A 23,965-nucleotide genomic window follows, 5' to 3' on the forward strand; every position below is an offset into this window, starting at 1 on the left:
GCACGCCGCGACGGTAACAGGCCGAGCAGGGTCCTTGCTTGTCGAACGCTGGCGGGATCGGCCCAACCTGAGGTGATCTCAGGGCCGATCCCGATCGGTACGGGCCCGGTGCTGCATGCGGGGCCGGTGCACGGCCGGCACCGTGGTGCTTACAGGATCGGCACCAGACCGGCGCCGAAGGCGGTCAACATGCGTACCAGCAGCCACTTCGGGCCGACGTTGACTTCCGGGAAGTCGCCGACCGCCACGTAGCACTGCCGAAAGTGCGGGTCCTGCCGCTGCAGCGGAAATGGGCAATCAGGGCCCGGCTGGAACTCGTAGTTGGTGGCGTAACGCCACGGCCAGAAGTCCAGCACCGGCAAGGCTTCGGAGACCTTGCCCACGCTGTAGTTCAACCCGCTCAACAGCGGCGGCTTTTCGCGCGAGGCCACCGTCCATGAATTTTCCGGGGCGATATCGCGTTCGATGCTCGCGGCCAAGGCCTGCGCAAAGCGCGCGTCGTCGATCACCACGGCCGCTTCGGTGTTGTAGTTCTCGCTACGCGGGTCGAAGTTGTGCGTGCCGATCACGCCGATGCGGCGATCCACCACCAACGACTTGGCATGCAGGCCCATACGGGCGCCGGCGCGGGTCACCGGCAGCGGCTTGTTGACGGCGCGCGTGCCCAGGAACGAGGGCCGCGTTTCGGTACGCAGCACGCGCCGATCGACCTGGCTACCGCCGCGCGCACGGCCGCTGCTGCCGCGCAGCGTGCTCGCCGACGGTGGCTGTGCGTCGCCACCGCCGCCACTGCCGCGCATCGCGTTGCCAGCCGCACTGCCGCCGATCAGGCGATTGCTGCGGCTGTCTTCGTTGATCTCCGAAGCAGGGTTGAGCGGATCCGGTACCAGGTTGGCGTAATCCACCGGGGCATTCAGCGGAAACGGCTTGAACTCGTACACGTTGAAGCCCAGCTCGCGCATGTTGCGGCGTTTGAACTTGTACGACAGCGCATACACGATGGGGTTGTCGGTGGCGGCCAGGCTATTGGTCGACACCACGATGCGCGGCGGTTGCGGGTGTTTGCGCAAGTTGCGGAAAATCGCCTGCGCCTGGTCGGACAACACCAGGTATGGCGTCTGCAGCAGCACTTCCTGCTGCGCGCCGGCAATCAGGCTGTCCAGTTCCGGCGCCGTGGAGATCGCCTTGGCGGCGTGTTCCTTGCGGTGTTTTTGCGGCAGATCGGCCACGTACAGCACGCGTTGCACCGGGATGGCCGGGGTCACGAAGGCGTCGCGGACGAATTGCGGGTCGCGCGCCTCCTGATCCACCCGCGCCACCCGGTCCGGGCGGCGGAACTGCACCGGCGGCATCTGCGGCGCGCCCTGCTCCAGCAGCACACGGCCGACATCGTTCAGGCGCTCGGCCGGCACGCTGCGCCGCGCGCGCCAGAACGCATCGAAGTTGGCCGCCATCGCGCGTACTTCCGGCCCGGCCAGGATCACGTCGCGGTCGCGAAAGTTGTATTCGCTGTCCCAGTCGTAATAGTCGTCCTGGTAATTGCGCCCGCCGACCACGCCCAGCACGTCGTCCACCACCAGCAGCTTGTTGTGCATGCGCTGATTGAAGCGGCGGAAACAGCACGCCACGCTGCCGACGTAATCGAAGTAATTGAGTTTGACCTTGCCGAAGGTGGGGTTGTAGATCCGCAGCTGCAGGTTTTCGTGGGTGCTGGCCAGCGCGCCGAGAATCTGCAGATCGGCGATCGCCGACAGCTGATCGATCAGGATGCGCACCTTGACCCCGCGCTGCGCGGCGTCCACCAGCGCATCCAACACCATGCGCGCACTGTCGTCCTTGTCGAAGATGTAGGTCTGCAGATCGACGCTGCGGGTGGCGCTGCGGATCAGGTTGAGCCGGGCCACCAGCGATTCTTCGCCGTGGTCGACGATGGTGGCGTAATGCCGCGGCGCCGCCGGTGTGGAGGCGGTGATCGCCTCGCCGCCCAGCGTACGCAGTGGCGAGGGTTGGGCACAGTGATTGGCCTGGGTGCAATTCACCACGGTGCTGCGCGCGGCAGCGGCAACGCCCGCGGCACGGTTGCGTTCGGTTTGCGACAGGCCGGCGCATCCGGTGCCGAGCAACACCGTTGCCAGCACGAGCACCCTCAACAGGAACGTCACGGGCGCCGCGCCTCCTGCAAACGCCCACGCAAAACGAATGTCACCCTGTCGCCCAGGGCCATCTGCCACGCATTCATTCCGTAACGTCCACGCAGAACCGTGCCTCGACTGATCACATCGCAATCATAGCCCGGCCGCGTGCATTCAGCCGGGGCCAAATGCAGGGTCTCCAGATGGGTGATTCCGCGAAGGGTCAGGTTGCCGGTGATGTCGCCGCCGCGCTTGACCACGTCATCGGTGTACGGCAGCGACTCGAACTCCACCACCGGATAGCGGGCTACGTCGAAGAAATCCTCGCCTCGCATCCAGCCGGTGTAGCGGTCCTTGCCCGGGATCTCCACCTGGGTGGCATCCAGCCGGAACCGCACCTGCTGGCGTTTGTCGGGCAATTCCACCACTTCACCGCGAAACCGCGGGAAAAACCCCTCGATCTTCATGCCGAAGCGGGTTCTGATCTCGAACCCGAAACGCGACTGCGCCGGATCGATGGAATTCACCTTCTGCTGCGCCAGGCAAGGCAGCGTGACCCAGAGCGCGAGCCAGGCGAACCAGCGCAGCGACGATGACACGGATCAAGGCCACCAGAAGGCGGTCAGGCGGGCGATGCCCGGCTCGATGGTGGCCTCCAGCGGCAAGGCCAGCAACGCAATCGAGGCGGTGGGCATGCCGCGGTAATCGCCGGTCTGGCCGCTGTGCATCAACGCCGCCAGTCGCTCCAGACCGGGATTGTGACCGACCAGCAGCAGGCGCTCGGCTTCGCGGTGTTCGTCCACCAGGCTGGCCAGAGTGCCGGGAGTGGCCTCGTAGATGCGCTCGTCCAGGCGTTGTTCGATATAGCCGGTGAGCGCGAGCACCGCCTCCAGGGTTTCGCGCGCGCGCCGGGCAGGCGAGCACAACACCCGGTCGGGCACCAATCGCTGTTCGCGCAGCCAGCGGCCGGCCGATTCGGCCTCGGCGATGCCATGTGGCGACAGCGGGCGATCGAAATCGGCCTGACCGGTATCGGCCGGTTCGGCATGGGCATGTCGCAACAAGATCAATTCGCGCATAGGAACTTTCCGGTTCTAGGACTTCTTGAGCCACTTGAACAGCGGCTCCCAGTCCTGTTGATGGTCGCGCACCTGCGCCGAGCGGTAGTCGAACAAACTGCGCCCCAGCCCGGCCATGACCACGTAGGCCTGGGTGTCGCGCAGTTGGGCCACCAGCGGATACGGCCAGCTGCCGATCATCTCGGCGGCCTGTTGCGAGGTCTGGGTCCAGGGGCGGGCGCGGTTGAGCACCAGGCCCACCGGCAGTTTGCGCTGATGCACGCGCGGCACCTTGGCCAGCGTGTTGAGAAAGCCCACCACCGCTTCGATATCCAGCGCCGAGGACAACACCGGCACCACGATGGCATCGACATGGTCGAGGAATCCGCCCAGCTCGTCGGCCATCGCTCCGGCAGGCGCATCGATGACCAGGGTATCGGTGCCGTCCGGCACCGCGGCCTGCCAGCTGCGGCGCTTGGTGGCGTCGATCGGCAATACGGCACTTTCCAGACTGGCGCGGCGCTCTGCCCAACGGGTGGACGAGCCTTGCGGATCGGCATCTGCCAGCACCGTGCGCTGGCCTTGCAACGCCGCATGTGCCGCCAGATTGGTGGCGATCGTGGTCTTGCCGACGCCGCCTTTGGAGGCGGCCACCAGGACTGTCTTCATGCACGCCTCGCTTCCGGGAGCAGGCCGGCAGCGTACACCGCAGCACGGTGAGGGAGTAGTCGAAACGCGTTAAACGTGTGGATGGCGTACAGGCACAGACAGCGCAGACCTCCAGCCAAGGGACGCAACGCCTTGTGCCGCAGGTGCGCGCGGCAATCACGGCCCCTCATCCAGTCGCGAAATCATCTCCGTAGTTGCCCAGGTGCGGTCGTGCATTGCATGGGCATGGCGTCGTCGCAATGCAGCATGGACGCGACGTTGGACGTTTCGGCATGCCCCGAGCGACCGGGCGCAAGCGCATGCATGCACGACTGCCGCGACGGCCCGTGTCAGCGCCGCTGCCTTACGCCACCAACCGCGCCAGCAGCCAGGCCCACGCCGGCAGCGTCAGCAACGACAACAGGATGCTGTAGCCAACCATTGCTGCAGCCAGACGCGGCGCCAGCCGGTGCGAAATGGCCAGCGCCGCGGCGGTGATCATGGTGGGCATGGCCGATTCGAGCACGGTGGTCTGCAGCATCTGCCCGTGCAGGCCAAGCACCCACGACAGCGGCAAGGCCAGGACCGGCATCAGCAGCAGCTTGAACACCAGGCCCACGGCCAGCGGCTTGAGTTCGTCGGCCGGCAGGCGCAGCTGCAGCGAAAAGCCCACCGACAGCATCACCAGCGGCAACATCGCATCGGCCAGATTCTTGAGGCCGGAGCCGATCCAGTTCGGCGCTTGCTCGGGCATCAGCGTCAAGGCGAACAGCAGCGCCCACAACGGCGGGAACTGCAGCACGCGCAGCAGGATCAGCCGCGCGGTCGGCGGGGTGTCGCCGCTGTACCGGGCCAGCACGTACAGCCCGAACGTGGACAGCAACACAAAGGTGCCGAACTGGTCGTAGACCACGGCATACGGCAGCGCGTGATCGCCGATCAGCGCGCGCACCATGGGGAAGCCGATAAAGCTGGAATTGGTGAACACCACGCACATCAGCAGCGCCGCGTATTCGGCGCGACCGAAGCGCAGCAGGCGGCTGCAGCCCCATAGCAACGGCACGATGATGGCGGTGAGCAGCCACGGGGTCGCAATCACGCCGCCCAGCGCCGCGTCCAGATGCAGGCGTGGGACATAGCTCAGCACCGACGCCGGCAGGCAGATGTACAGCACGATCCGGTTGAGCACATCGGCGCTGTTGTCCGGCAACACCCGCAGGCGGGCGAACAGCAGGCCCAACCCCAACATGGCCAGAATCAAGGCAAATGCATCCACCGCCATGCGCGATCGTATCCGTTGGGAAGCCACGCACAGGATCGCATAGCGCGCGGCACGCGCTTGGTGGGACGTTGGTGGCGCGAGGCGCACGACACCCAAGCTCCGGTCACCGCGAAGCTGCAACGACGTCACTGTTCCCTATGCGGAAGCCAGCGTGTCGAAGGCGCGGTGCCCTCTGCGCTCGCGGGACACGCCGTCACTCCCCCCGGGGGGCGCGTTGGTGGCGTCCAGACTGCCAATAGTCGCGCCAGCGGCGAGGACACCGCACCAGACAGGCGACGGGTGACCTTGTTGAAGAACGAAGACATGGCCTCGCGCGGCGGCTGGCTGCTGTAGCGAAAGCGATGCACACCGACCAACGCACCTGCGCCTGCCCGCCCGCCGTCGCGGGACTTTCCGCGGCATGGATGCCGCCTCAGGGCTTACAAGGACGTACTTGCAGCGTGTCCTGCGATGGTGGGCGGGCAAGAGCCTGATGCCGAGCCGCAGCCCAATGCGCTGCGTCTCCCGCTTCGGCCTCGCAAGTCAGGACGCTACAGCTTTCGGCGTCGTTTCGCTCCCGCGCACAGACCTGATCGGCCCTTCACGGATCCTGTGGAATCGAGGTTACGAGCGTCGTACCGGCAAGCGGCAGGCCGGCGCACCAGATCGCGACGGTGTGATCAGCTGAAAATGCCTGAGCAAGCATCGTCCCGATTCACGACCTGCGCTGCGGGCCATTCCCGCAGCGCGGCAAGGTGCTTACGGGAAGTGTGGCGGGTTGGCCTGCCAGGCTGCGAAGACCTCGGCCAGGGTGGCGCGCTCTGCCTCGCGCCACTCCGGCAATAGGCTGGCGTAGTTGGCGGTGCTGCTCCAACGCTCCGGCCAGGTGCGCACGGCTGCCGCATACCACTCAACCGCCTCGCGCTTGCGTCCGGCGCGCCAGAGCGCGAGAGCGGCCGTGGTCGGCAGCCATTCCGGCGCGGCCGGGCGGCCGTTGGCCAGGTTGGCCCACTGCTGCAACGCCTTGTCGACCTGGTCTGCACGCAGCAGGTCCCACCCATAGTTCCAGGTGATGGCCCGGTACTGCTGGCTGCCGTTGGACACCAGCGCCAGCGCGCCCTGATAGAGCTCATCGCCCAACTCGGTGCGCCCGCCGGCGTAGGCCAGCGACGCCAACTGCGCGCGCGGATCGGCCGCGCGGGCGTCACGCTGCACCATCGATGCAAGCCGGTCGATGACTGCATCGCCCTGGCCCTGTACGGCGACCACCGCCTTGGTGGTACTGCGGTCTTCGTCGAAATAGAACTCCTTGGGCTTGGGCAGGCTCTGCGCCTGTGCCAACGACCACACCCCTCCGAGCAGGGCCACAGCGGCCCACGCGTATTTCCTTTTCACTGTTTTTCCCCTGACAGCAAACGGCTCCTTCCCGTCCACATCCTAACCCGCAGCGTGTCGGCTGCCCATCCGCAGAGGAACGGATGCATGAAAGCTGACTGCTACACTTTGCCCCGCCGTTTGGAATCCGTCGGGTGCGTCAGATAGTTTCAGATGACATGCACCCAGGCCCTGCCACCCTTTCCGGGCACGCCATGACCAGTACCGCTGCACTTTTTTTTCCAGACTCTGCCAACACGCCGGAGCTCAGCCGGATTGATGCGGATTACACGCTGGACCACAAGTACACGCGTATCGATGGGCGCATCTACCTGTCCGGAGTGCAGGCGCTGGTGCGGCTGCCGCTGCTGCAGCGCCTGCGCGATGACGCCGCCGGGCTGCACACCGCAGGCTTCATCAGCGGCTACCGCGGCAGCCCGCTGGGCGGGCTGGACCTGGAACTGTGGCGTGCGCGCAAACACCTCAACGCGGCCAAGGTCACCTTCACCCCGGGCCTCAACGAGGATCTGGCCGCCACCATGGTGTGGGGCACCCAGCAGACCAACCTGTTCCCCGGCGCCAAGGTGCAGGGCGTGTACGGCATGTGGTACGGCAAGGGTCCGGGTGTGGACCGCAGCGGCGACGTGTTCAAGCACGGCAATGCCGCCGGCACCTCACCGTTTGGCGGCGTGCTGGCACTGGCCGCCGACGACCATGCCTGCCGCAGCTCCACGTTGCCGCATGGGTCGGAAGACGAATTCGTCAGCACGATGATGCCCATCCTCAACCCGGCCGGCGTGCAGGACATCCTGGACATGGGCCTGCTCGGCTGGGCGATGAGCCGCTACACCGGGCGCTGGATCGGCTTCAAGACGATTGCCGAAACGGTGGAATCGTCGGCCTCGGTGGACGTGGACCCGTTCGCACGCACGATCGTGCTGCCGGAGGATTTCGCAGTGCCGCCGGGCGGCTTGAGCATCCGTTGGCCGGACCCGCCGATGGATCAGGAAATGCGCCTGCACCGGTATGCGGTCGCCGCGGCGCAGGCCTTCGCGCGGGCAAACCGGATCGACAAGGTGGTGCTGGATTCGCCGCACGCGCGGCTGGGCATCGTCACCACCGGCAAGAGCTACCTGGACGTGTTGCAGGCGCTGGAATACCTGGGTCTGGATGCGCAGGCCTGCGCGCAGATCGGCATCCGCGTGTACAAGGTCGGCATGACCTGGCCGCTGGAACCGGTGGGCATCAGCGCGTTTGCGCAGGGTCTGGAAGACATCGTGGTGGTGGAAGAAAAAAAGGCCTTCATCGAGCGTCAGATGAAGGAGTTGTTCTACAACTGGCCGGCCCGCGCCGGCGCGCGGCCGAGCATTGTCGGCAAGTACGATGAGCAGGGCGCGTGGATCCTGCCTTCCACCGGCGAACTGACGCCGGCCACCATCGCGGCAGTGATCGGCAGGCGCATCCAGCGCCTGCTGCAATCGAGCATGATCAATACCGATTCGATCGAACAGCGCCTGCGCTGGATGGACGCCAAGGAAGCGGAAATGGCCTTGCCGCGCGCGCAGTTCCCGCGCGTGCCGCATTACTGCTCGGGTTGCCCGCACAACACCTCCACCGCGGTACCGGAAGGCTCGCGCGCACTGGGCGGCATCGGTTGCCACTACATGGTGACCTGGATGAACCGCGCCACCGACACCTTCACCCATATGGGCGGCGAAGGCGTGACATGGTCGGGGCAGGCGCCGTTCACCGAGACCCCGCATGTGTTCCAGAATCTGGGCGACGGCACCTACTTCCACAGCGGCTCGTTGGCAATCCGGCAGTCGGTCGCCACCGGGGTCAACATCACCTACAAGATTCTCTACAACGATGCGGTGGCGATGACCGGCGGGCAGCCGGTGGACGGCACGCTCACCGTGCCAGACATCGCGCATCAACTGCGCGCCGAAGGCATCCACGACATTGCGGTGGTGAGCGACGAGATCGGCAAATGGACGCGGCGGCGCGAGCTGTTTCCTGCCGATGTCGCATTTCACGATCGTACTGAACTGGATGCCGTGCAGCAGCATCTGCGCACGGTCAAGGGCGTGTCGATCCTGATCTTCGACCAGACCTGCGCCACCGAAAAGCGCCGCCGCCGCAAGCGCGGCAAGCTGATCGATCCGCCCAAGCGGGTGATGATCAATTCGCTGGTGTGCGAAGGCTGCGGCGATTGCGGCGAGAAAAGTTTCTGCGTGTCGATATTGCCCAAGGAAACCGAATTCGGACGCAAGCGCCAGATCGATCAGTCCAACTGCAACAAGGATTATTCCTGCGTCTCCGGCTTCTGCCCGAGCTTTGTCACCGTGCATGGCGGTGCGCCGCGCAAGGGCAAAAAGCGCGACTCCAGTACGCTGCTGGACACGCTCCCCGAGCCGCCCACGCGCACCGCGCTGGAGCGGCCCTGGAACATCCTGATCACCGGCGTCGGCGGCACCGGCGTGGTGACCATCGGCGCGTTGCTGGGCATGGCCGGGCATCTGGAAGGCAAGGGCGCCACGGTGCTGGACCAGACCGGTCTGGCGCAAAAGGGCGGCGCGGTGACCACGCACATCCGCATCGCACGCCAGCCTGACGACATCCATGCCGTGCGCATCGCTGCGGGCGAAGCAGATCTGGTGCTGGGCTGCGACATGGTGGTGGTCAACGATTATTGGGCGCTGTCCAAGGTGCGCGACGGCCGCACCCAGGTGGTGCTCAATACCTACGAAGCGATGCCGGGCAGCTTCACCACGCAGCCGGACCTGCAGTTTCCCGCTGCCGAAATCATCGCCGGCGTGCGCACCGCGCTCGGCGGCCAGGACCCGTTGTTGCTGGATGCCACGCAGCTGGCCACCGCACTGCTGGGCGATGCCATCGCCAGCAATCTGTTCGTCCTCGGCTATGCCTGGCAGCATGGACTGGTGCCGTTGTCGCATGCAGCGCTGATGCGCGCCATTGAACTCAATGGCGCGGCCGTTGCGATGAATCAGCAGGCATTCGCCTGGGGCCGCCTGGCTGCGGTCGATCTGCCGGCAGTGCGCCGCGCCGCAGGTCTGGCAAGCGCCGACGCGCCGGCACACCTGCATGGCGACACACCGCCAGCGTGCGCTCCAGGCAGCTGGGAAGAGCACGACCTTGGCAGCCAGGGCGCACCGCGTGCGCTGGCACAGACCGATGGCAGCACGCTGCATGGCGACGTCACTGCACCGGCCGCTCCGCTCGACGACGAGCCATTGGCGCAATCGCTGGACGAGGCCATCGCACGTCGCGTGGCGTTCTTGACCGACTACCAGGATGCCGCCTACGCGCAGCGTTATCGCAGCCTGGTCGAACGCGTGCGTACGCACGAGCTGCAGCGTGTGCCTGGCAGCAGCGCACTCACCGAAGCGGTGGCGCGTTACGCCTTCAAGCTGATGGCCTACAAGGACGAGTACGAGGTGGCGCGGCTCTACACGCGTGGCGACTTCCAGCGCCGGTTGCAGCAACAGTTCGAAGGCGATTACACGTTGCGCTTCCATCTGGCGCCGCCGTTGCTGGCAAAGAAAGACGCGCACGGCAACCTGATCAAACGCGAGTACGGGCCGTGGATGTTCACTGCCTTCAAGCTGCTGGCGCGGTTGAAGTTCTTGCGCGGCGGCAAGCTCGATGTATTCGGCTACAGCGAAGAACGGCGTGGCGAGCGTCAGCTGATTGCCGATTACAGCGCAACCGTCGACATGCTGCTGGAACGGCTGGATGCCGATAACGTCGGCCTGGCCGCGCAGATCGCCAGCATCCCGGAACACATTCGCGGCTATGGCCACGTCAAACATGCGCATCTGCAGGAAGCCAAGGCGCGCGAAACCGCGCTGCTGGCGCAGTGGCGCAATCCGAAGGCGTTGCATGTGGTGCAGGCGGCCTGATGTCGCCGAACGATGACATGTTGTTGATGTAGCCGCTCGATGACATTGCGCTGCGGATGTTTGGCTGCCTGAGGTAGAAGCGCCATGCCAATGTAAGCGATCGACGACATTGCGGCAATGTCGTCGATCGCTTACATTGCATCCATGGATACTGTCCGCACGCCTTCCGATATCGGCAACATCATCCGCACCAGGCGCAAGCGCCTGGGCTGGGATCAGGCTCGCCTGGCCCACCAAATCGGCGTGAGCCGGCAATGGGTCGTCGATATCGAGAAAGGCAAGCCGCGCGCGGAGCTGCAATTGATCCTGCGAGCGCTGCAGGCACTGGGGCTGGAGTTGATGTTGGGCCCGGGCGTTGCTCAGGTTTCGGAGGTGCGCGCGCCTGATCGCGACACCGTAACGCCGATCAATCTCGACGCGATCATTGAACATAACCGGGCCAATCCGCCCGTGGGAGCCGACGTTTTCAATGCGTTCAACAACATCAACAATCACCTCTCGTCGCTCGATAGGCTAAAAAGCGCTGGCTTGCACAGACCATCCTCGGCATTGGATGTTCTAAAACAGTCTCCGGCACAGGCAGCATTAGCAGCAATGAATAGATATTCCTCGATGACCGATGCACCAAATGAAAGAAAATTAGTGGGTGAAGCCTTGCAGAAACAGTTTCACGGACTTGATCGTTCGAAGATTGGCGAGACAGCGAAAATATCCAAAGTCATATCGACATCTTCTAAAAAGAAAGGCGTTCCGTGAGACTGGTCGCGCTGATCGAAAACCAGGTGATCGGGCACCTCGCGTCCGACCCGCATGGGCATCCACGATTCACCTACGCGCCGGACTGGCAGCATTCAAAGAGTGCAATGCCGCTGTCGTTGAACCTTCCCCTCAGCAAGGAGCATCACCCGACCGAGGCGGTCAGTGCAGTGCTGTGGGGCCTGCTGCCAGACAACGAAGCCACCTTGCAACGCTGGGCCTCCAGGTTCCAGGTTTCGCCGCGCAATCCGCTCGCCCTCTTGTCGCATGTCGGCGAGGATTGCGCTGGTGCGGTGCAGTTCGTCACCGAAGCTAGGCTTGAGGATGTGCTGTCTGGCGCCAGCGACTGCATCGAACCGCTCACCGATGGCGAACTGGAAGTTCGCTTGCGCAGACTGCGTCAGGACATCGGTGCGGCGCGCCAAGTCGATGACGTCGGGCAGTTCAGCCTGGCCGGCGCGCAGGCCAAGATCGCATTGCTGCACGATGGCCGGCAATGGGCCATCCCGGCCGGACGCATCCCGACCACGCATATTCTCAAACCACCGAGCGGCGAATACGACGGGTTCGTCGAGAACGAGTTGTTCTGCCTACGCCTGGCGCACAGCATCGGCCTGCCGACCGCAGCCGCCCAGGCGCTGCGCATCGGCACTGAAACCGCCATTTGCGTAGAACGTTACGACCGCATCGTTATCGACGGCAGGCTGCTGCGCATACACCAGGAAGACTTCTGCCAAGCACTGGGAGTGATGCCGCAGAGCAAGTACCAGAACCAGGGTGGCCCGGGACCAGCTGCGCTATCGCAGCTGTTGTGGACGCACTCCTCACAGGGGCGGCAGGACGTTGAAACTCTGTTCCAGGCGTTGGTCTTCAACCACCTGATCGGCGGCACCGATGCGCACGCGAAGAATTATTCGCTGCTGCTCGGCCAATATCGGCAGGTACGGCTGGCACCGCTGTACGACATCTCCAGCGCCCTGCCGTATCCGCAGCTGCAACAGCGCAAAATCAAGACGGCAATGAAGATCGGCAGCCACTATCGCTGGTGGGATATTCGTCCAGGCGACTGGCGGCAATTGGCCGAAACGCTGCGCCTGGACGCGACGGCCTGCCTGGCCTGGATGGAGATGGCCGCAAGCGCATTGCCTGATCAGGCGCGTGATCTTGCCGCCGTACTTCGGCAGGAAGGCGTCGCGCATCCGGTGCTGGATGCGCTGGTGGATGCCATCGCTGCTTCGTGCCAACGCATGCACACACTGTTGCAATCGAACTGATCGATGGTTGGAACCGTATCACTGGGCCGCACTCGGCCATGGTGACCATCCGGTTCGCTTACAGCGGGCGCAGCAGGCGCAGGCCGAACCAATCCTTGGCATCGTTCCAGCCGTGCGTGACCTTGAGCCCCGCCGCGGCAGCCAGTTCGGCAAAGCGCGCGTCGGTGTACTTGTAGCTGTATTCGACCTGCATGGCTTCGCCTTCGGCAAATGCCACCTCCTTTCCGCCGACCTGCACCCGCTGCGCGCGCTGGCTGATCAGGAACGTTTCGATGCGGCCACGCTCGCGCGCATATACCGCATGGTGGCGGAAGCCCTCCAGATCGAAATCGCTGCCGATCTCGCGATTGAGCCGCGCCAGCAGGTTCAGGGTGAACTCGGCGGTCACGCCGGCCGCATCGTTGTAGGCGGCTTCGATCAGCCCGGCATCCTTGTCCAGATCGATACCGATCAGGGCGTAGCCGTCGCTGCCCATGGTCTGGCGCATCGCATCCAGCAATTCGATCGCGACAGCATCGGTGAAATTGCCCAAGGTAGAGCCGGGGAAGAACACCACATGGCGCCGCACCGGGCGTTGCGCATCGGGCAGGCGCAGCGGCTTGGTGAAGTCTGTGCACACCGGCAACATCTGGATCTGCGGAAATTGCTGCGCCAGCCGCGCGGTACTTTCCAGCAGCGCGGTACGCGAGATTTCCAGCGGCGTGTAGGCCACCACATCGCGCAGGCCCTGCAGCAGCAATTCGGTCTTGCGTCCACTGCCGCTGCCGTATTCGACCACATGGACGCCTGTGCCGATCGCTTGCGCGATGGAAGTCATGCTGGCTTCCAGCAAGTCCAACTCGGTGCTGGTGAGGTAATACTCCGGCTGCTGCGTGATCGCTTCGAACAGCTGCGAGCCACGCGCATCGTAGAAGTATTTCGACGGCAGCGTCTTGGGCGTTTGCGACAAACCCGCCAATGCGTCGGCGGTGATGTCGTCGGGTTGCGGGCGCAGGTCGGTCAGCGCAGCGTGCGCGCGTTGCGTGGCGTGGGCGGCGACGTTCAAGGCAGATCCTTGGCAAGGCGCACGCCGGCAAATTGCCAACGCGCATCGGGGGGAAAAAAGTTGCGGTAACTGGCACGCAGATGAGTGGCCGGGCTGGCGCAACTGCCGCCACGCAGCACCCATTGCGCATTCATGAATTTGCCGTTGTATTCGCCCAATGACCCGGGCCATGGCGTGAAACCTGGATACGGCAGATAGGCGCTGCCGGTCCATTCCCAGACATCGCCGAACAGTTGCTGGATCCCCGTGTCCACGACTTCAGCGCCGCGCGGATGCAACGCATCGGTGTCGACGAAATTGCCCTGTACAGGCACTCCGGTCGCGGCCTGTTCCCATTCGGTTTCGGTGGGCAGACGCGCACCGGCCCAACGGGCGAACGCATCGGCTTCGAACAGACTCAAATGGCAGACAGGCGCATGCGGGTCGCGCGTGCGCCAACCGTCCAGCGTGAACTCGCGGCCGTCGACATCCCAGTACACCGGATGTTGCCAACCTTGCGCCTGCACCATCGCCCAGCCATCGCTGAGCCAGGCACCGGCGCTGCGGTAACCGCCGGCATCGATGAATTGCTGGAACTCGGCGTTCGTCACCACGCGGTTCGCCAGCGCATGCGCGCCGACCAGCACGCGGTGGCGTGGCGATTCATTGTCGTAGGCGAAGGAGTCGGACTGCGGCCATGGCGCGGCGCCCATCTCGACGATGTGTTCGTCGCGCGCATGCCAGCGCAACGTGCTGGCCACGGCCGCGGGCGGCGCGGCGGCATCACGATACGCGGGCTGCAACGGGTTGCTCCACAGCGCATGTTTGATGTCGGTAAGCAACAACTCCTGATGCTGCTGCTCGTGCTGGATGCCGAGCTGCACGATGGTGCAAGCCTGGGCATCGAGTAGGTCATCGCGCAGGCGCTGTTGCATCTGCGCATCGACCGCAGCGCGGTAATCGCGCACCTGCTGCAACGAGGGACGCGACAACACCCCACGGCGCGCACGCGCATGCATCGGCCCGACGCTCTGGTAGTAGCTATTGAACAGGAAATCCCAGGCCGGATCGAACACGCGATACGCAGGATCGACCTGCAGTACGAAGCGTTCGAAAAACCAGGTGGTGTGCGCCAAATGCCATTTGCTCGGACTCGCATCCGGCATGCTCTGCACCATCGCGTCTTCGGCGCTCAGGGGTGCGGCAAGACGATCGCTCAACGCGCGGGTCTGGGCGTAGCGTTCCAGCAGCGTCAACTGCTGGTGCTGGCGGTGGCCCAGCAGAGGTAAGAGTGCAGACATCTCCATATGTTTGGGCAGCGCCTGTGAACGTGCCGTGTCGGCGGCATGGCAGCCAGCGGTAAGCTGTTGGCATGTCACCACCCTTCCTGTCCAGTACGCTTGCTGCGCCCCTCGATTGGGCCGAACGCCATCAGGCATTTGCGCTGCCTGCCGAGGTTGTCTATCTGGATGCGGCATCGCGCGGCCCCTTGTTGCGCGCTGTGCAGAGGGTGGCACACCACGCAGTCGATGCGATGGCCGCGCCCTGGCGGTTGCCGTTCGATGCATGGTTGCAGCAGATCGAGCAATTGCGCGCGCTTGCCGCCGCGCTGTTCGACGGCGATGCGGATGCGATGGCGATGGTGCCATCGGCCGCGCATGGCCTGGCCACCGCTGCACGCAATCTGCCGTTACAGCGAGACGACGCGGTGCTGGTGCTGGAAGGACAATTTCCTTCCAATTTGTTGATCTGGCAGCGGCGCTGCGCCGAGGTCGGTGCGCAGCTTGTGTCGGTGCCCACAACCGCTGACGACAGCGTGACGAATGCAGTGCTGCAGACGATTGCCGACACGCCGGCGTTGCGTATCGCGAGCTTGCCGCATGCGTACTGGCTGGATGGGCGCGCATTGGATCTGGACCGCATCAGCGCCGCCGTGCATGCACGCGGGGCTGCACTGGTGCTGGATCTGAGCCAGAGCCTGGGTGTGTTGGCGCCCGATCTGCCACGCTGGCAACCGGACTTCGTGATCAGCGTCGGGCACAAATGGTTGCTCGGGCCGATGGGGTTGGCGTGGCTGTGGGTCGCGCCACAGTGGCGTACAGGCGGGGTGCCGATCGAAGAACACTGGATCGGCCGCGATGCCGGCAGCAGTTGGGAATTTCCGGTTGCCGCCGCGCCGCTATATCGCAGCGGTGCGCGACGATTCGATGCCGGCGGGGTTGCCGACCCGTTGCGAATTGCAATGGCCACGGTGGCGTTGCAGCAGATCACCGCATGGCGGCCAGGGCGCATCGCGGCCGCGTTGGGCGAATTGACCACCCGCTGGGACACGGCCTTGCAGGCGCGTGGCCTGGGCCGCTGGTGCACGCCTGGACACGCGCCGCATCTCACCGCATTACAGCCACCAGCAACTGCGCTGGACGCAGTGGCCACAACACTCAACACGCTCGGCGTGATCTGCACGCGTCGGCACGGACGTTTGCGGATTGCACCGCATGTGAGCGTCACCGAAGACGCGTGGTCACAGGTGATTGCAGCGTTACCGGGCGAGTAAGGCGGTGTGCGCGGCGTTGAGCGACTCGACTGACCCAGCCCTCGAAGGAGGAACAGGCAAGTCGGCGACAGGGGTTTCCGATCACGCCGCATCGCGACACCCATTGCTGCCACCGCACACCGCACGTCACTGGCGCTGGCTGATCCGCAACCCGCGCGGCGTTGCCCAGCGCTCCAGTCCTTCGAACACGGCCTGCACCAGCAGCGCCAGCACCGCGGCGGGAATGGCGCCTTCCAGAATCAGACCGATATCGTCCAGGCGAATGCCGGTGAGAATCGGTTGGCCGTAGCCGCCTGCGCCGATCAGCGCACCCAGCGTGGCGGTGCCCACATTGATCACCGCAGCGGTCTGGATGCCGGCCACAATCGTGCGGCGTGCCAGCGGCAGTTCCACACGCCATAGGCGTGTCCACGCCGGTAATCCGATGGCGTGCGCGGTCTGGCGCAGTTCGCGCGGAATCGAGGTCAGCCCGGCGTGGGTGTTGCGCACGATAGGCAGCAAGCTATACAGAAACAGCGCGGCAATCGCCGGCCTGGCGCCGATACCGAACAACGGAATCATGAAGACGAATACCGCAAGCGACGGCAGCGTCTGCAGCACGCCGGTCAACGACAGCACCACCTGCCCCAGACGCGGACGCCGCGCTGCCAGCACGCCCAGCGGCAGCGCAAGCAGCAATGCCAAGCCCAACGAGCTACCGACCAGCGCCAGATGCTCGCGCGTATGCCGGAGCAAGCGCGTCACACGCGAGTCCGCCTCGGAGGCCGGCGCCACGCCCAACCAATGCGCCGCAACCGCCGCTTCGGACTGTCGCTCCAGTTTTACCTGAGCGTTGAGCCGCTGCATGGTGGCTTCATCGATGCGCCCCTGCAGCCCGCGCAATACCTGCAGCATCGCCGGCGAGCGCTGGGCCAGATCCTTGCGATACAGGAAAATCGCTTGGTAATTCGGGAAATAGTGGCGATCGTCGCGTAGCACCTGCAACTGGTAATACGGAATTTCCGCATCGGTGCTGTACAGATCGGTGACCTCGATGGCGCCACTTTGCAGCGCCCGGTAGGCCAGATCGTGATCCAGCCCGGTCGCGGTTTGCGGCAGCGCGTAGGCCGCACGCACGCCCGGCCAGCCATCGGCGCGCTGCATGAACTCGTTGCTCAGACCGATCTTGAGCGTGGGATGCCGTGCAAGATCCGATAACGCGGCGATGCCCAATGCCTGCGCGCGTTCGCGCCGCATACCGAATGCATAGGTGTTCGCAAAGCCCAGCGAATCGGTCATCGCCAGTCCGCGCGCAGCGAGTGCCGCGCGCAGTTCGGCCTGACTGGCCTTTGGCAACTGCAGCAGTTCCTGCGCCAGCGTGCCGGTATATTCGGCATACGCATCGATCTGCCCGGTCTCCAGCGCGCGCCACAGAATGCGTGTGCCGCCGAGTTGCGCGCGGTGCTGGACATCCACACCCTCGCGCTTGCCGGCGGCAGTGGCGATGTCGCCCAGAATCACCGCTTCGGTGAAGTTCTTCGAGCCGATGGTGACCTGCGCGGCATGCGCGCCGAGGCTGCAGATCGACAACACCGCGGCGATGAGCGCACGCGCCATCATGCGGCGTCGCCGATACTGCGTTGCGCGGTGAGAAAGCGCTGCACGAACGTATCGGTCGGCTGCTCCAGCAGCTCGCGCGCAGTGCCTTGCTGCACGACGCGGCCGGCGCGCATCAGCACCAGGGTATCGGCCAGGTAGGCGGCTTCGGCCACGTCGTGGGTGACCAGCACCACGGTCTTGCCCAGCTGCGCGAACAGTTCGCGCATCTGCGCCTGCAGGTCGTAACGCACGATGGGATCGAGCGCACCGAGCGGCTCGTCCAGCAACAACGCGGGCGGGTCCAGCATCAAGGCACGAATCAGCCCCACACGCTGGCGCTGACCACCGGAGAGTTCGGCCGGATAACGCGCCAGCAGTTCCGTTGGCAATTGGCACAAGGCGCAGAGCGTCTCAAGGCGTGCATCGATGCGCTCGCGCGTCCAGCCCTGCGTCTGTGCCAATAAGGTCACATTGCTGCGCGCGTCCAGATGCGGAAACAAGCCGCCCTCCTGGATCACGTAGCCGATACGCTGCCGCTGCGCCTGCAGGTTGGCGCGCTGCACTGGCGTGCCGTCGAAGGCGACCGTGCCGCTGTCCGGCCACTCCAGGCCGACCAGCATGCGTAACACGGTGGATTTGCCGGCGCCGCTGGGGCCGATCAACGCGGTCGTGATGCCGCTGGCGAAATTCAGCGAAACCGCGTCGAGCGCGATGGCCTGGCCGTAGCGCCGGTTGACCTGATCGAGAGTGAACATGCGGCCGAGCTTGCCGAACGCAGCGTCAGCCGCGCGCGAAGGCGCGCATCAGCGCGGCGGCGCCAGCAATTCGCGCGCGCTCAGATAGCCATCGCCATTGGCGTCTTGCCGCGCGAAGCGCTCGATCAAGGTGGCGCGATGCGCCGCGCGGGTAATCGGCTTGCCGCGGCGGCCGGGCAGTTCATCGCCTTGCAGCACGCCATCGTGATCGGTATCGCGCTGGTCGAAGGCATAGCTCATCCAGGCCAGATACTCGTCGCGGCTCACCCGCCCATCGCCATCGGTGTCCATGCGTTGCAGATATTGCTGGCTGTCCTGCACCTGGGCCTGTACGACGACTGCAGGCAACCATGCAAGACACGCGATCAGCAGGGTGCGCACGATCACGCCGCGCGCCGCTCCTGCACGCATCACAGCGTGGCTACCACCCGCATTACGTACCACTCGGCGCATACCCCTTGAGCCGCGCCGCGTAGGCCTGCAAGGCAGCGTGACCGCTGGCCTCGGCCTCGTGGCACCACTGCTGCAATTGCTTGAGCCGTTCGGAGGCGTCGTGACTGCGCGCTTCCAGCACTGCGGTAAGACGCGCGCGATAGTCCACCAGCGTGCGCATGCGCGGGCGTTGCGCCACCCAGACCTGCAGCTGCGCGCGTGCGTCCGGCTTGAGCCAGCGCCCGTCGTCGACCAGGCCCTTGCGCAGACGGCGCGGCAGCAACTCGCGCAGCTTGGCACCGGTGGCGGCCGCCTCTTCGCGCAGCGCCGGCTTGAGCACGTTGCGCTGGTAGTCGGTCATTGCCTGGAAGCGGTGCGACAACAGTGCCTTGAGCGTATCGGTATCAGGCACGGCGATATTCGGGCGGATATCCAGCGATGGCGCCACCCGCAGCACCTTGGCAAGGCCCAGCGCCTGCAAACCGCGAATGGCGACCCAACCGATATCCAGCTCCCAACGCCGCATCGAAAACCGTGCCGAGCTCGGGAACGCGTGATGGTTGTTGTGCAATTCTTCGCCGCCGATCCACAGCGCCCACGGTGTGAGGTTGGTCGAAGTGTCGGCCGATTCGAAATTGCGGTAGCCCCACCAGTGGCCCAGGCCGTTGACCACGCCCGCTGCCCAGAACGGAATCCACGCCATCTGGATCGCCCACAGCGCAACGCCGGGCAGACCGAACAACACGGCATCGATCATCAGCAATGCGATCGGGCCGGCGTTGGCATGCGGCGCGTACAGATGCCGCTCGATCCAGTCGGTCGGCGCGCCCTTGCCGTACTGCTCGATATCGGCGCGCTGCGTGCGTGCCTCGCGGTACAACTCCACACCGCGCCAGAACACCTGCTTGATGCCCTTGGTCTGCGGGCTGTGCGGGTCTTCCTCGGTTTCGACCTTGGCGTGATGCTTGCGATGGATCGCCACCCACTCACGGGTGATCATCGAGGTGGTCAACCAGGTCCAGAAGCGGAAGAAATGCGCCATCACCGGATGGAAATCCACACCGCGATGCGCCTGGCTGCGGTGCAGGTACAAGGTCACCGCAAAGATCGTGAGCTGGGTAAACACCAGCAGCACCGCCAACATGCCCCACACCCCCAGCCCGGCCAGGCCTGACGTCAGAAAGTCGATGATCGGCTCGGACAACATCGGCATCTCCACAGCAGCGCTCTCGGGTTTAGGCAGACATGATGGGGGCGATCACGGCAAACTTCACCCTTCGGATGCGTAGGGTCGCACCTACATTTCTCAAGCAGTTCAGACCCCTTCCCCCACTGCGCCTGATGTCACCCGTATGACTGTTGCTACCGATAATGCTGCCGATTCCGCCGCCGTCGCGAATGCCTCCCCGCTGATCGAACTCGACCAGGCCAGTGTGATACGCGGCCAGGTCCGCGTGCTGCAGGCCTTGCGTCTGCGCATCGCGCTGGGGCAGCACACCGCCATCCTCGGACCCAATGGCTGCGGCAAATCCTCCTTCATCAAATTGATCACGCGCGAGCTGTATCCGCTGGCGCGCGCCGACGGCCTGCCTGCAGTGAAGGTGCTGGGGCAAACGCGCTGGCAGGTGGATCGCCTGCGCTCGCAACTGGGCATCGTCACCGGCGATCTGAGCGTCAATCTGGCCGACATGCCGGGGCTGGATGTGGAAAGCGCGGTGCTGTCGGGATTCTTCGCCAGCTACGTGGTGCCGCCGCATCGCGAGATCAGCGACGCCATGCGCGCACGCGCACGCCAAGCGCTCGCCCTGGCGCAGGCCTTGCCGCTGCTGGAGCGGCCATTTGCCGAGTTGTCGGCCGGCGAAACGCGTCGTGTGCTGATCGCGCGTGCGCTGGTCAATCGCCCGCAGGCGTTGCTGCTGGACGAGCCGTCCACCGGGCTGGACCTGGTCGCGCGCCAGCATCTGCTCGACACGATGCGGCACCTCGCCCGGCAAGGCATCACGCTGGTGCTGGTGACCCATCACATCGAAGAAATCGTGCCGGAAATCGCACGGGTGATCCTGCTGCGTGCCGGCAAGGTGGTGGCCGACGGCTCGCGCGACGCCTTGCTCACCGACGCCAGCCTGTCGGCCGTGTTCGACGGCCCGGTGCGGGTGCAGCGCGATGGCGCGCGTTATTGGGCGACGGTTGGGGAAGCAGACCCGCGCGCGTGAGCCTGCGCTTCGCCCACGCATGGGCTTGGACACGGACGCCACCGCGGCCGCGGCGGTTGCGCTTAGACTCGCCGCACACACACGGATCAGGAGTCGTCCCGATGGCCCAGTGGTATTTTCATCATCCTGGACAGGCCGACCGCATCGGCCCGCTCGACGATGCCAGCGCCCGCGCGCATGTGCAGCGCCAACCCGATGCACTGGCCTGGCGCGACGGGCTCGATGGCTGGACCCCGGCCCGTCAGTTGGCAGAGTTGCAGGGCGGCAGCAGCGCGCCGCCGCCGCTGACCGGCGCCACCGGGCGCGCGGATGAAATCGACTACCGCATCGTCGGCAACGACATGCAGTTCGTCGAGGTCGAACTGGACCCGGGCGAAAGCGCCATCGCCGAAGCCGGCGCGCTGATGTACAAGGACGCCGCAGTGCAGATGGACACCGTGTTCGGCGATGGCTCGCATGCCGGCCAGAGCGGTGGCGGCGGGCTGATGGGCAAGTTGTTGTCGGCCGGCAAACGCGGGGTCACCGGCGAAAGCATGTTCACCACCGTGTTCACCCACACCGGCAGCGGCAAGGCCAGGGTCGCGTTCGCCGCGCCCTACCCCGGCACGGTGCTGGCGCTGCGGCTTTCCGAGCACGGTGGGCGCCTGATCTGCCAGAAAGACAGCTTCCTGGCCGGCGCGCGCGGGGTGTCGTTGGGCATCGCCTTCCAGAGGAAGATCCTCACCGGCCTGTTCGGCGGCGAGGGCTTCATCATGCAAAAACTGGAAGGCGACGGCTGGGTGTTCGTGCATGCCGGCGGCACCGTGGTGGAACGCGAGCTCGCGCCCGGCGAGCGCATCGACGTGGACACCGGCTGCGTGGTTGCCTATCACGCCGGCGTGGACATGGACGTGCGCCGCGTCGCCGGCCTCAAGAGCATGTTCTTCGGCGGCGAAGGCGTGTTCCTGGCGACCCTCACCGGCCCCGGCAAGGTCTGGCTGCAGTCGCTGCCGTTCTCGCGCATGGCCGGCCGCATGCTGCAGGCTGCCCCGCAGGCCGGTGGTCAGCAACGCGGCGAAGGCTCGGTGCTGGGCGGCCTTGGGCGGCTGCTGGATGGGGATAATCGGTTCTGAAGGCTGGGCGCCGTGGCCAGGCCGCCTGGCGTCGGCTGTGGGGCGAAGATCCATGCAGTGAACGCCCACCAGCGGCAATCGGGTCTGGCTCGCTTCGGAAGCCCGTTGCGGATCGACTGCCGGCAATTCCCCCATCCGCCCTGCGGGCACCTTCCCCCGCAGGCGGGAGAAGGAAGTCGCGCGAGGGTGTAGGGACGCCGAGGGAACATCGCGTGCGCGCAGGGATGCCGAGACCGCATGCGAACTCGCCCCTCTCCCGCCTGCGGGAGAGGGGTTGGGGTGAGGGAGAACCAACCATGGTCGCGACGGCCACCGTGACGACACGCGTGTATTCTCCCTCGCCGTCCATCCAACATTCCGTCGCCATGACCGTGCTCCGTCGCCCACGTTTCCTTGCCTTGCTGTCGTTGCTCGGTCTGCTCAGCGCCTGCGGGGGCGAGCCGCGCCCGGCGACACCGGCGCCGGTGGTGCAGGCGCCTTCGGCCGCAGCGCCCAAGCCGATCAAGATCGGTGTCGCGCTCGGCGGCGGTGCGGCCAAGGGCTTTGCGCATATCGGGGTGATCAAGATGCTCGAGGCCAACGGGTTCGCGCCGGTGGTGGTGTCGGGCACCAGCGCCGGCAGCGTGGTCGGCGCGCTGTATGCCAGCGGTATGGATGCGTTCGAAATGCAGGAAAAGGCCGTTGCGCTCGACCAGACCAGCATCCGCGATGTGCGGCTGTTGTCCGGCGGCCTGATGCAGGGCCAGAGACTGCAGGACTACGTCAACGCGCAAGTCGGCGGCAAGCCGATCGAAAAATTGCGCAAGCCGTTCGCGGCGGTCGCCACGCGACTCGAAGATGGCGAACGCACCGTGTTCGTACGCGGCAACGCCGGCCAGGCGGTGCGCGCGTCCAGCAGCATTCCGGGCGTGTTCGAGCCGGTGACCATCGGCAAGTATCACTTCGTCGATGGCGGCGTGGTCAGCCCGGTGCCGGTGGATGCGGCGCGCCAGCTGGGCGCCGAATTCGTGGTGGCGGTGGATATTTCCAGCAAGGCCAGCGGCAAGAATCCGGGCGACCTGCTGGGCACCGTGAACCAGTCGATCTCGATCATGGGTCAGCGCATGGGCGAGGCCGAACTCAAACGTGCCGACGTGGTCATTCGCCCCAACGTCAACGCGATCGGCTCGGCCGATTTCAACCAGCGTGGTGCGGCGATTCTGGAAGGCGAGCGTGCCGCCATGGCGGTGATGCCGCAGATTCGCGCCAAGATTGCGCAGTTGCAGGCCGCGCGCAACAGTGCCACCCAGACCGCCGCCGATCAGGCCAAAGCGGCCAAGCAGCAAGCCTACGAACGCTGCCTGGAACAGCGCTCGCGTTGGGAAAAATTACGCGGCAAGGATGAGGCCTGCGTCGCGCCGTGATGCGCACACGATGCCTGACGGCATGGCCGACGACGCCGCCCCTGTAGGAGCGGCCTTGGCCGCGATGCCGCCCCGATAACGCTGCTGCCGTTCCTGCACCGTTATCACAACAGGCATTGCGCTTGCCTCAATACCGCCAGCGTAGCGACACGCTGACAAAGCGCGGTTCGCCGTAGTTCTGATAATCCAGATTCGCCCAATAGGTCTTATCGAACGCGTTGCGTACGGCCAGCGTGGCAGTCCATTGATCGCTGATGCGGTAGTTCGCGTTGAAATGCACCAGCGCGTACGGACGTTGCACCACGGTGACCGGCGTGGTGGCGCCACTGCCCTCGCCGGTGGGGCGTTCGATATTGAAGCCGCGCACCGCGCTCTGCCAGCTCACGCCACCGCCGATGCTCAGGCGGTCCCACGCGCCGGGCAGGCGCCACTGGGTGGAGAGCTGCAGATACTCTTCGGGCAGATTGG

General features: G+C 65.4%; 21 protein-coding genes. 8 read left to right on the forward strand and 13 right to left on the reverse strand.

Annotated features, from left to right (window positions below; all coding sequences use genetic code 11):
* Positions 1–149: 149 nt before the first annotated feature.
* From XBLMG947_RS14500 to XBLMG947_RS14520, 5 genes are all read right to left on the reverse strand, one after another.
* A complete protein-coding gene (locus XBLMG947_RS14500; protein ID WP_065469358.1) occupies positions 150–2,162 on the reverse strand; it encodes a phospholipase D family protein in 2,013 nt (670 codons plus the stop codon).
* Positions 2,159–2,731, reverse strand: a complete 573-nt coding sequence (locus XBLMG947_RS14505; protein WP_065469359.1) for a YceI family protein — start codon at positions 2,729–2,731, stop codon at positions 2,159–2,161. The genes XBLMG947_RS14500 and XBLMG947_RS14505 overlap by 4 nt, the downstream gene beginning before the upstream one ends.
* A gap of 3 nt (positions 2,732–2,734) precedes the next feature.
* Positions 2,735–3,211, reverse strand: a complete 477-nt coding sequence (locus tag XBLMG947_RS14510; RefSeq protein ID WP_065469360.1) for a SixA phosphatase family protein — start codon at positions 3,209–3,211, stop codon at positions 2,735–2,737.
* 15 nt (positions 3,212–3,226) lie between these two features.
* Positions 3,227–3,859 carry a ParA family protein gene (locus XBLMG947_RS14515; protein WP_065469361.1) on the reverse strand — a complete coding sequence of 211 codons (633 nt, stop codon included), beginning with the start codon at positions 3,857–3,859 and terminating at the stop codon, positions 3,227–3,229.
* Positions 3,860–4,202: 343 nt separating this feature from the next.
* Positions 4,203–5,120 carry an AEC family transporter gene (locus XBLMG947_RS14520; RefSeq protein ID WP_065469362.1) on the reverse strand — a complete coding sequence of 306 codons (918 nt, stop codon included), beginning with the start codon at positions 5,118–5,120 and terminating at the stop codon, positions 4,203–4,205.
* Between the two features lie 165 nt (positions 5,121–5,285).
* Between XBLMG947_RS14520 and XBLMG947_RS23225 the strand changes: the two genes are divergently transcribed.
* Positions 5,286–5,453 carry a hypothetical protein gene (locus XBLMG947_RS23225; RefSeq protein WP_167352033.1) on the forward strand — a complete coding sequence of 56 codons (168 nt, stop codon included), beginning with the start codon at positions 5,286–5,288 and terminating at the stop codon, positions 5,451–5,453.
* A gap of 405 nt (positions 5,454–5,858) precedes the next feature.
* On the opposite strand, the gene XBLMG947_RS14525 is transcribed toward XBLMG947_RS23225, so the two are convergent.
* Entirely contained in the window at positions 5,859–6,494 is a 636-nt protein-coding gene (locus XBLMG947_RS14525; protein WP_065469363.1) for a tetratricopeptide repeat protein, read from the reverse strand.
* 158 nt (positions 6,495–6,652) lie between these two features.
* On the opposite strand from XBLMG947_RS14525, the gene XBLMG947_RS14530 reads away from it, so the two are divergent.
* The 3 genes from XBLMG947_RS14530 to XBLMG947_RS14540 all read left to right on the forward strand — a co-directional run bounded on the left by XBLMG947_RS14530 (position 6,653) and on the right by XBLMG947_RS14540 (position 12,426).
* Entirely contained in the window at positions 6,653–10,396 is a 3,744-nt protein-coding gene (locus XBLMG947_RS14530; protein WP_181093268.1) for an indolepyruvate ferredoxin oxidoreductase family protein, read from the forward strand.
* 144 nt (positions 10,397–10,540) lie between these two features.
* Entirely contained in the window at positions 10,541–11,152 is a 612-nt protein-coding gene (locus XBLMG947_RS14535) for a helix-turn-helix transcriptional regulator (protein ID WP_065469378.1), read from the forward strand.
* Entirely contained in the window at positions 11,149–12,426 is a 1,278-nt protein-coding gene (locus XBLMG947_RS14540) for a type II toxin-antitoxin system HipA family toxin (RefSeq protein ID WP_065469365.1), read from the forward strand. The genes XBLMG947_RS14535 and XBLMG947_RS14540 overlap by 4 nt, the downstream gene beginning before the upstream one ends.
* A 58-nt stretch (positions 12,427–12,484) precedes the next feature.
* Here the strand turns inward: XBLMG947_RS14540 and egtD are convergent, their stop codons facing one another.
* Positions 12,485–13,471, reverse strand: a complete 987-nt coding sequence (egtD, locus tag XBLMG947_RS14545) for an L-histidine N(alpha)-methyltransferase (RefSeq protein WP_065469366.1) — start codon at positions 13,469–13,471, stop codon at positions 12,485–12,487.
* A complete protein-coding gene (gene egtB, locus XBLMG947_RS14550; RefSeq protein WP_065469367.1) occupies positions 13,468–14,757 on the reverse strand; it encodes an ergothioneine biosynthesis protein EgtB in 1,290 nt (429 codons plus the stop codon). The genes egtD and egtB overlap by 4 nt, the downstream gene beginning before the upstream one ends.
* A gap of 65 nt (positions 14,758–14,822) precedes the next feature.
* On the opposite strand from egtB, the gene XBLMG947_RS14555 reads away from it, so the two are divergent.
* Positions 14,823–16,004: an aminotransferase class V-fold PLP-dependent enzyme gene (locus tag XBLMG947_RS14555; protein WP_065469368.1), complete on the forward strand. Its 1,182-nt coding sequence runs from the start codon at positions 14,823–14,825 to the stop codon at positions 16,002–16,004.
* A 126-nt stretch (positions 16,005–16,130) separates the two neighbouring features.
* On the opposite strand, the gene XBLMG947_RS14560 is transcribed toward XBLMG947_RS14555, so the two are convergent.
* From XBLMG947_RS14560 to XBLMG947_RS14575, 4 genes are read right to left on the reverse strand one after another with little or no spacing between them, the layout of a single operon-like run.
* Positions 16,131–17,603, reverse strand: a complete 1,473-nt coding sequence (locus tag XBLMG947_RS14560) for an ABC transporter permease/substrate-binding protein (protein ID WP_065469369.1) — start codon at positions 17,601–17,603, stop codon at positions 16,131–16,133.
* A complete protein-coding gene (locus XBLMG947_RS14565; protein WP_065469370.1) occupies positions 17,600–18,337 on the reverse strand; it encodes an ATP-binding cassette domain-containing protein in 738 nt (245 codons plus the stop codon). Before XBLMG947_RS14565 ends, XBLMG947_RS14560 begins: the two co-directional genes overlap by 4 nt.
* 48 nt (positions 18,338–18,385) lie before the next feature.
* Positions 18,386–18,748 carry an EF-hand domain-containing protein gene (locus XBLMG947_RS14570; protein ID WP_065469371.1) on the reverse strand — a complete coding sequence of 121 codons (363 nt, stop codon included), beginning with the start codon at positions 18,746–18,748 and terminating at the stop codon, positions 18,386–18,388.
* A 22-nt stretch (positions 18,749–18,770) separates the two neighbouring features.
* Positions 18,771–19,976, reverse strand: a complete 1,206-nt coding sequence (locus tag XBLMG947_RS14575; protein WP_065469372.1) for a DesA family fatty acid desaturase — start codon at positions 19,974–19,976, stop codon at positions 18,771–18,773.
* Positions 19,977–20,121: 145 nt separating this feature from the next.
* On the opposite strand from XBLMG947_RS14575, the gene XBLMG947_RS14580 reads away from it, so the two are divergent.
* The 3 genes from XBLMG947_RS14580 (at position 20,122) to XBLMG947_RS14590 (ending at position 23,497) form a co-directional block, all read left to right on the forward strand.
* Positions 20,122–20,982, forward strand: coding sequence for an ABC transporter ATP-binding protein (locus tag XBLMG947_RS14580; RefSeq protein WP_065469373.1), 861 nt, complete (start codon positions 20,122–20,124; stop codon positions 20,980–20,982).
* A gap of 101 nt (positions 20,983–21,083) precedes the next feature.
* The gene (locus XBLMG947_RS14585) at positions 21,084–22,094 is read left to right on the forward strand and encodes a TIGR00266 family protein (protein ID WP_065469374.1); all 1,011 of its coding nucleotides are present in this window, start codon (positions 21,084–21,086) and stop codon (positions 22,092–22,094) included.
* A 365-nt stretch (positions 22,095–22,459) separates the two neighbouring features.
* The gene (locus XBLMG947_RS14590) at positions 22,460–23,497 is read left to right on the forward strand and encodes a patatin-like phospholipase family protein (RefSeq protein ID WP_065469375.1); all 1,038 of its coding nucleotides are present in this window, start codon (positions 22,460–22,462) and stop codon (positions 23,495–23,497) included.
* Between the two features lie 127 nt (positions 23,498–23,624).
* On the opposite strand, the gene XBLMG947_RS14595 is transcribed toward XBLMG947_RS14590, so the two are convergent.
* Positions 23,625–23,965 (reverse strand): TonB-dependent receptor domain-containing protein (locus tag XBLMG947_RS14595; RefSeq protein ID WP_139074404.1); only part of this gene is annotated, 341 nt, incomplete at its 5' end.

The organism is Xanthomonas bromi, from assembly GCF_900092025.1.
Classification (GTDB): domain Bacteria; phylum Pseudomonadota; class Gammaproteobacteria; order Xanthomonadales; family Xanthomonadaceae; genus Xanthomonas; species Xanthomonas bromi.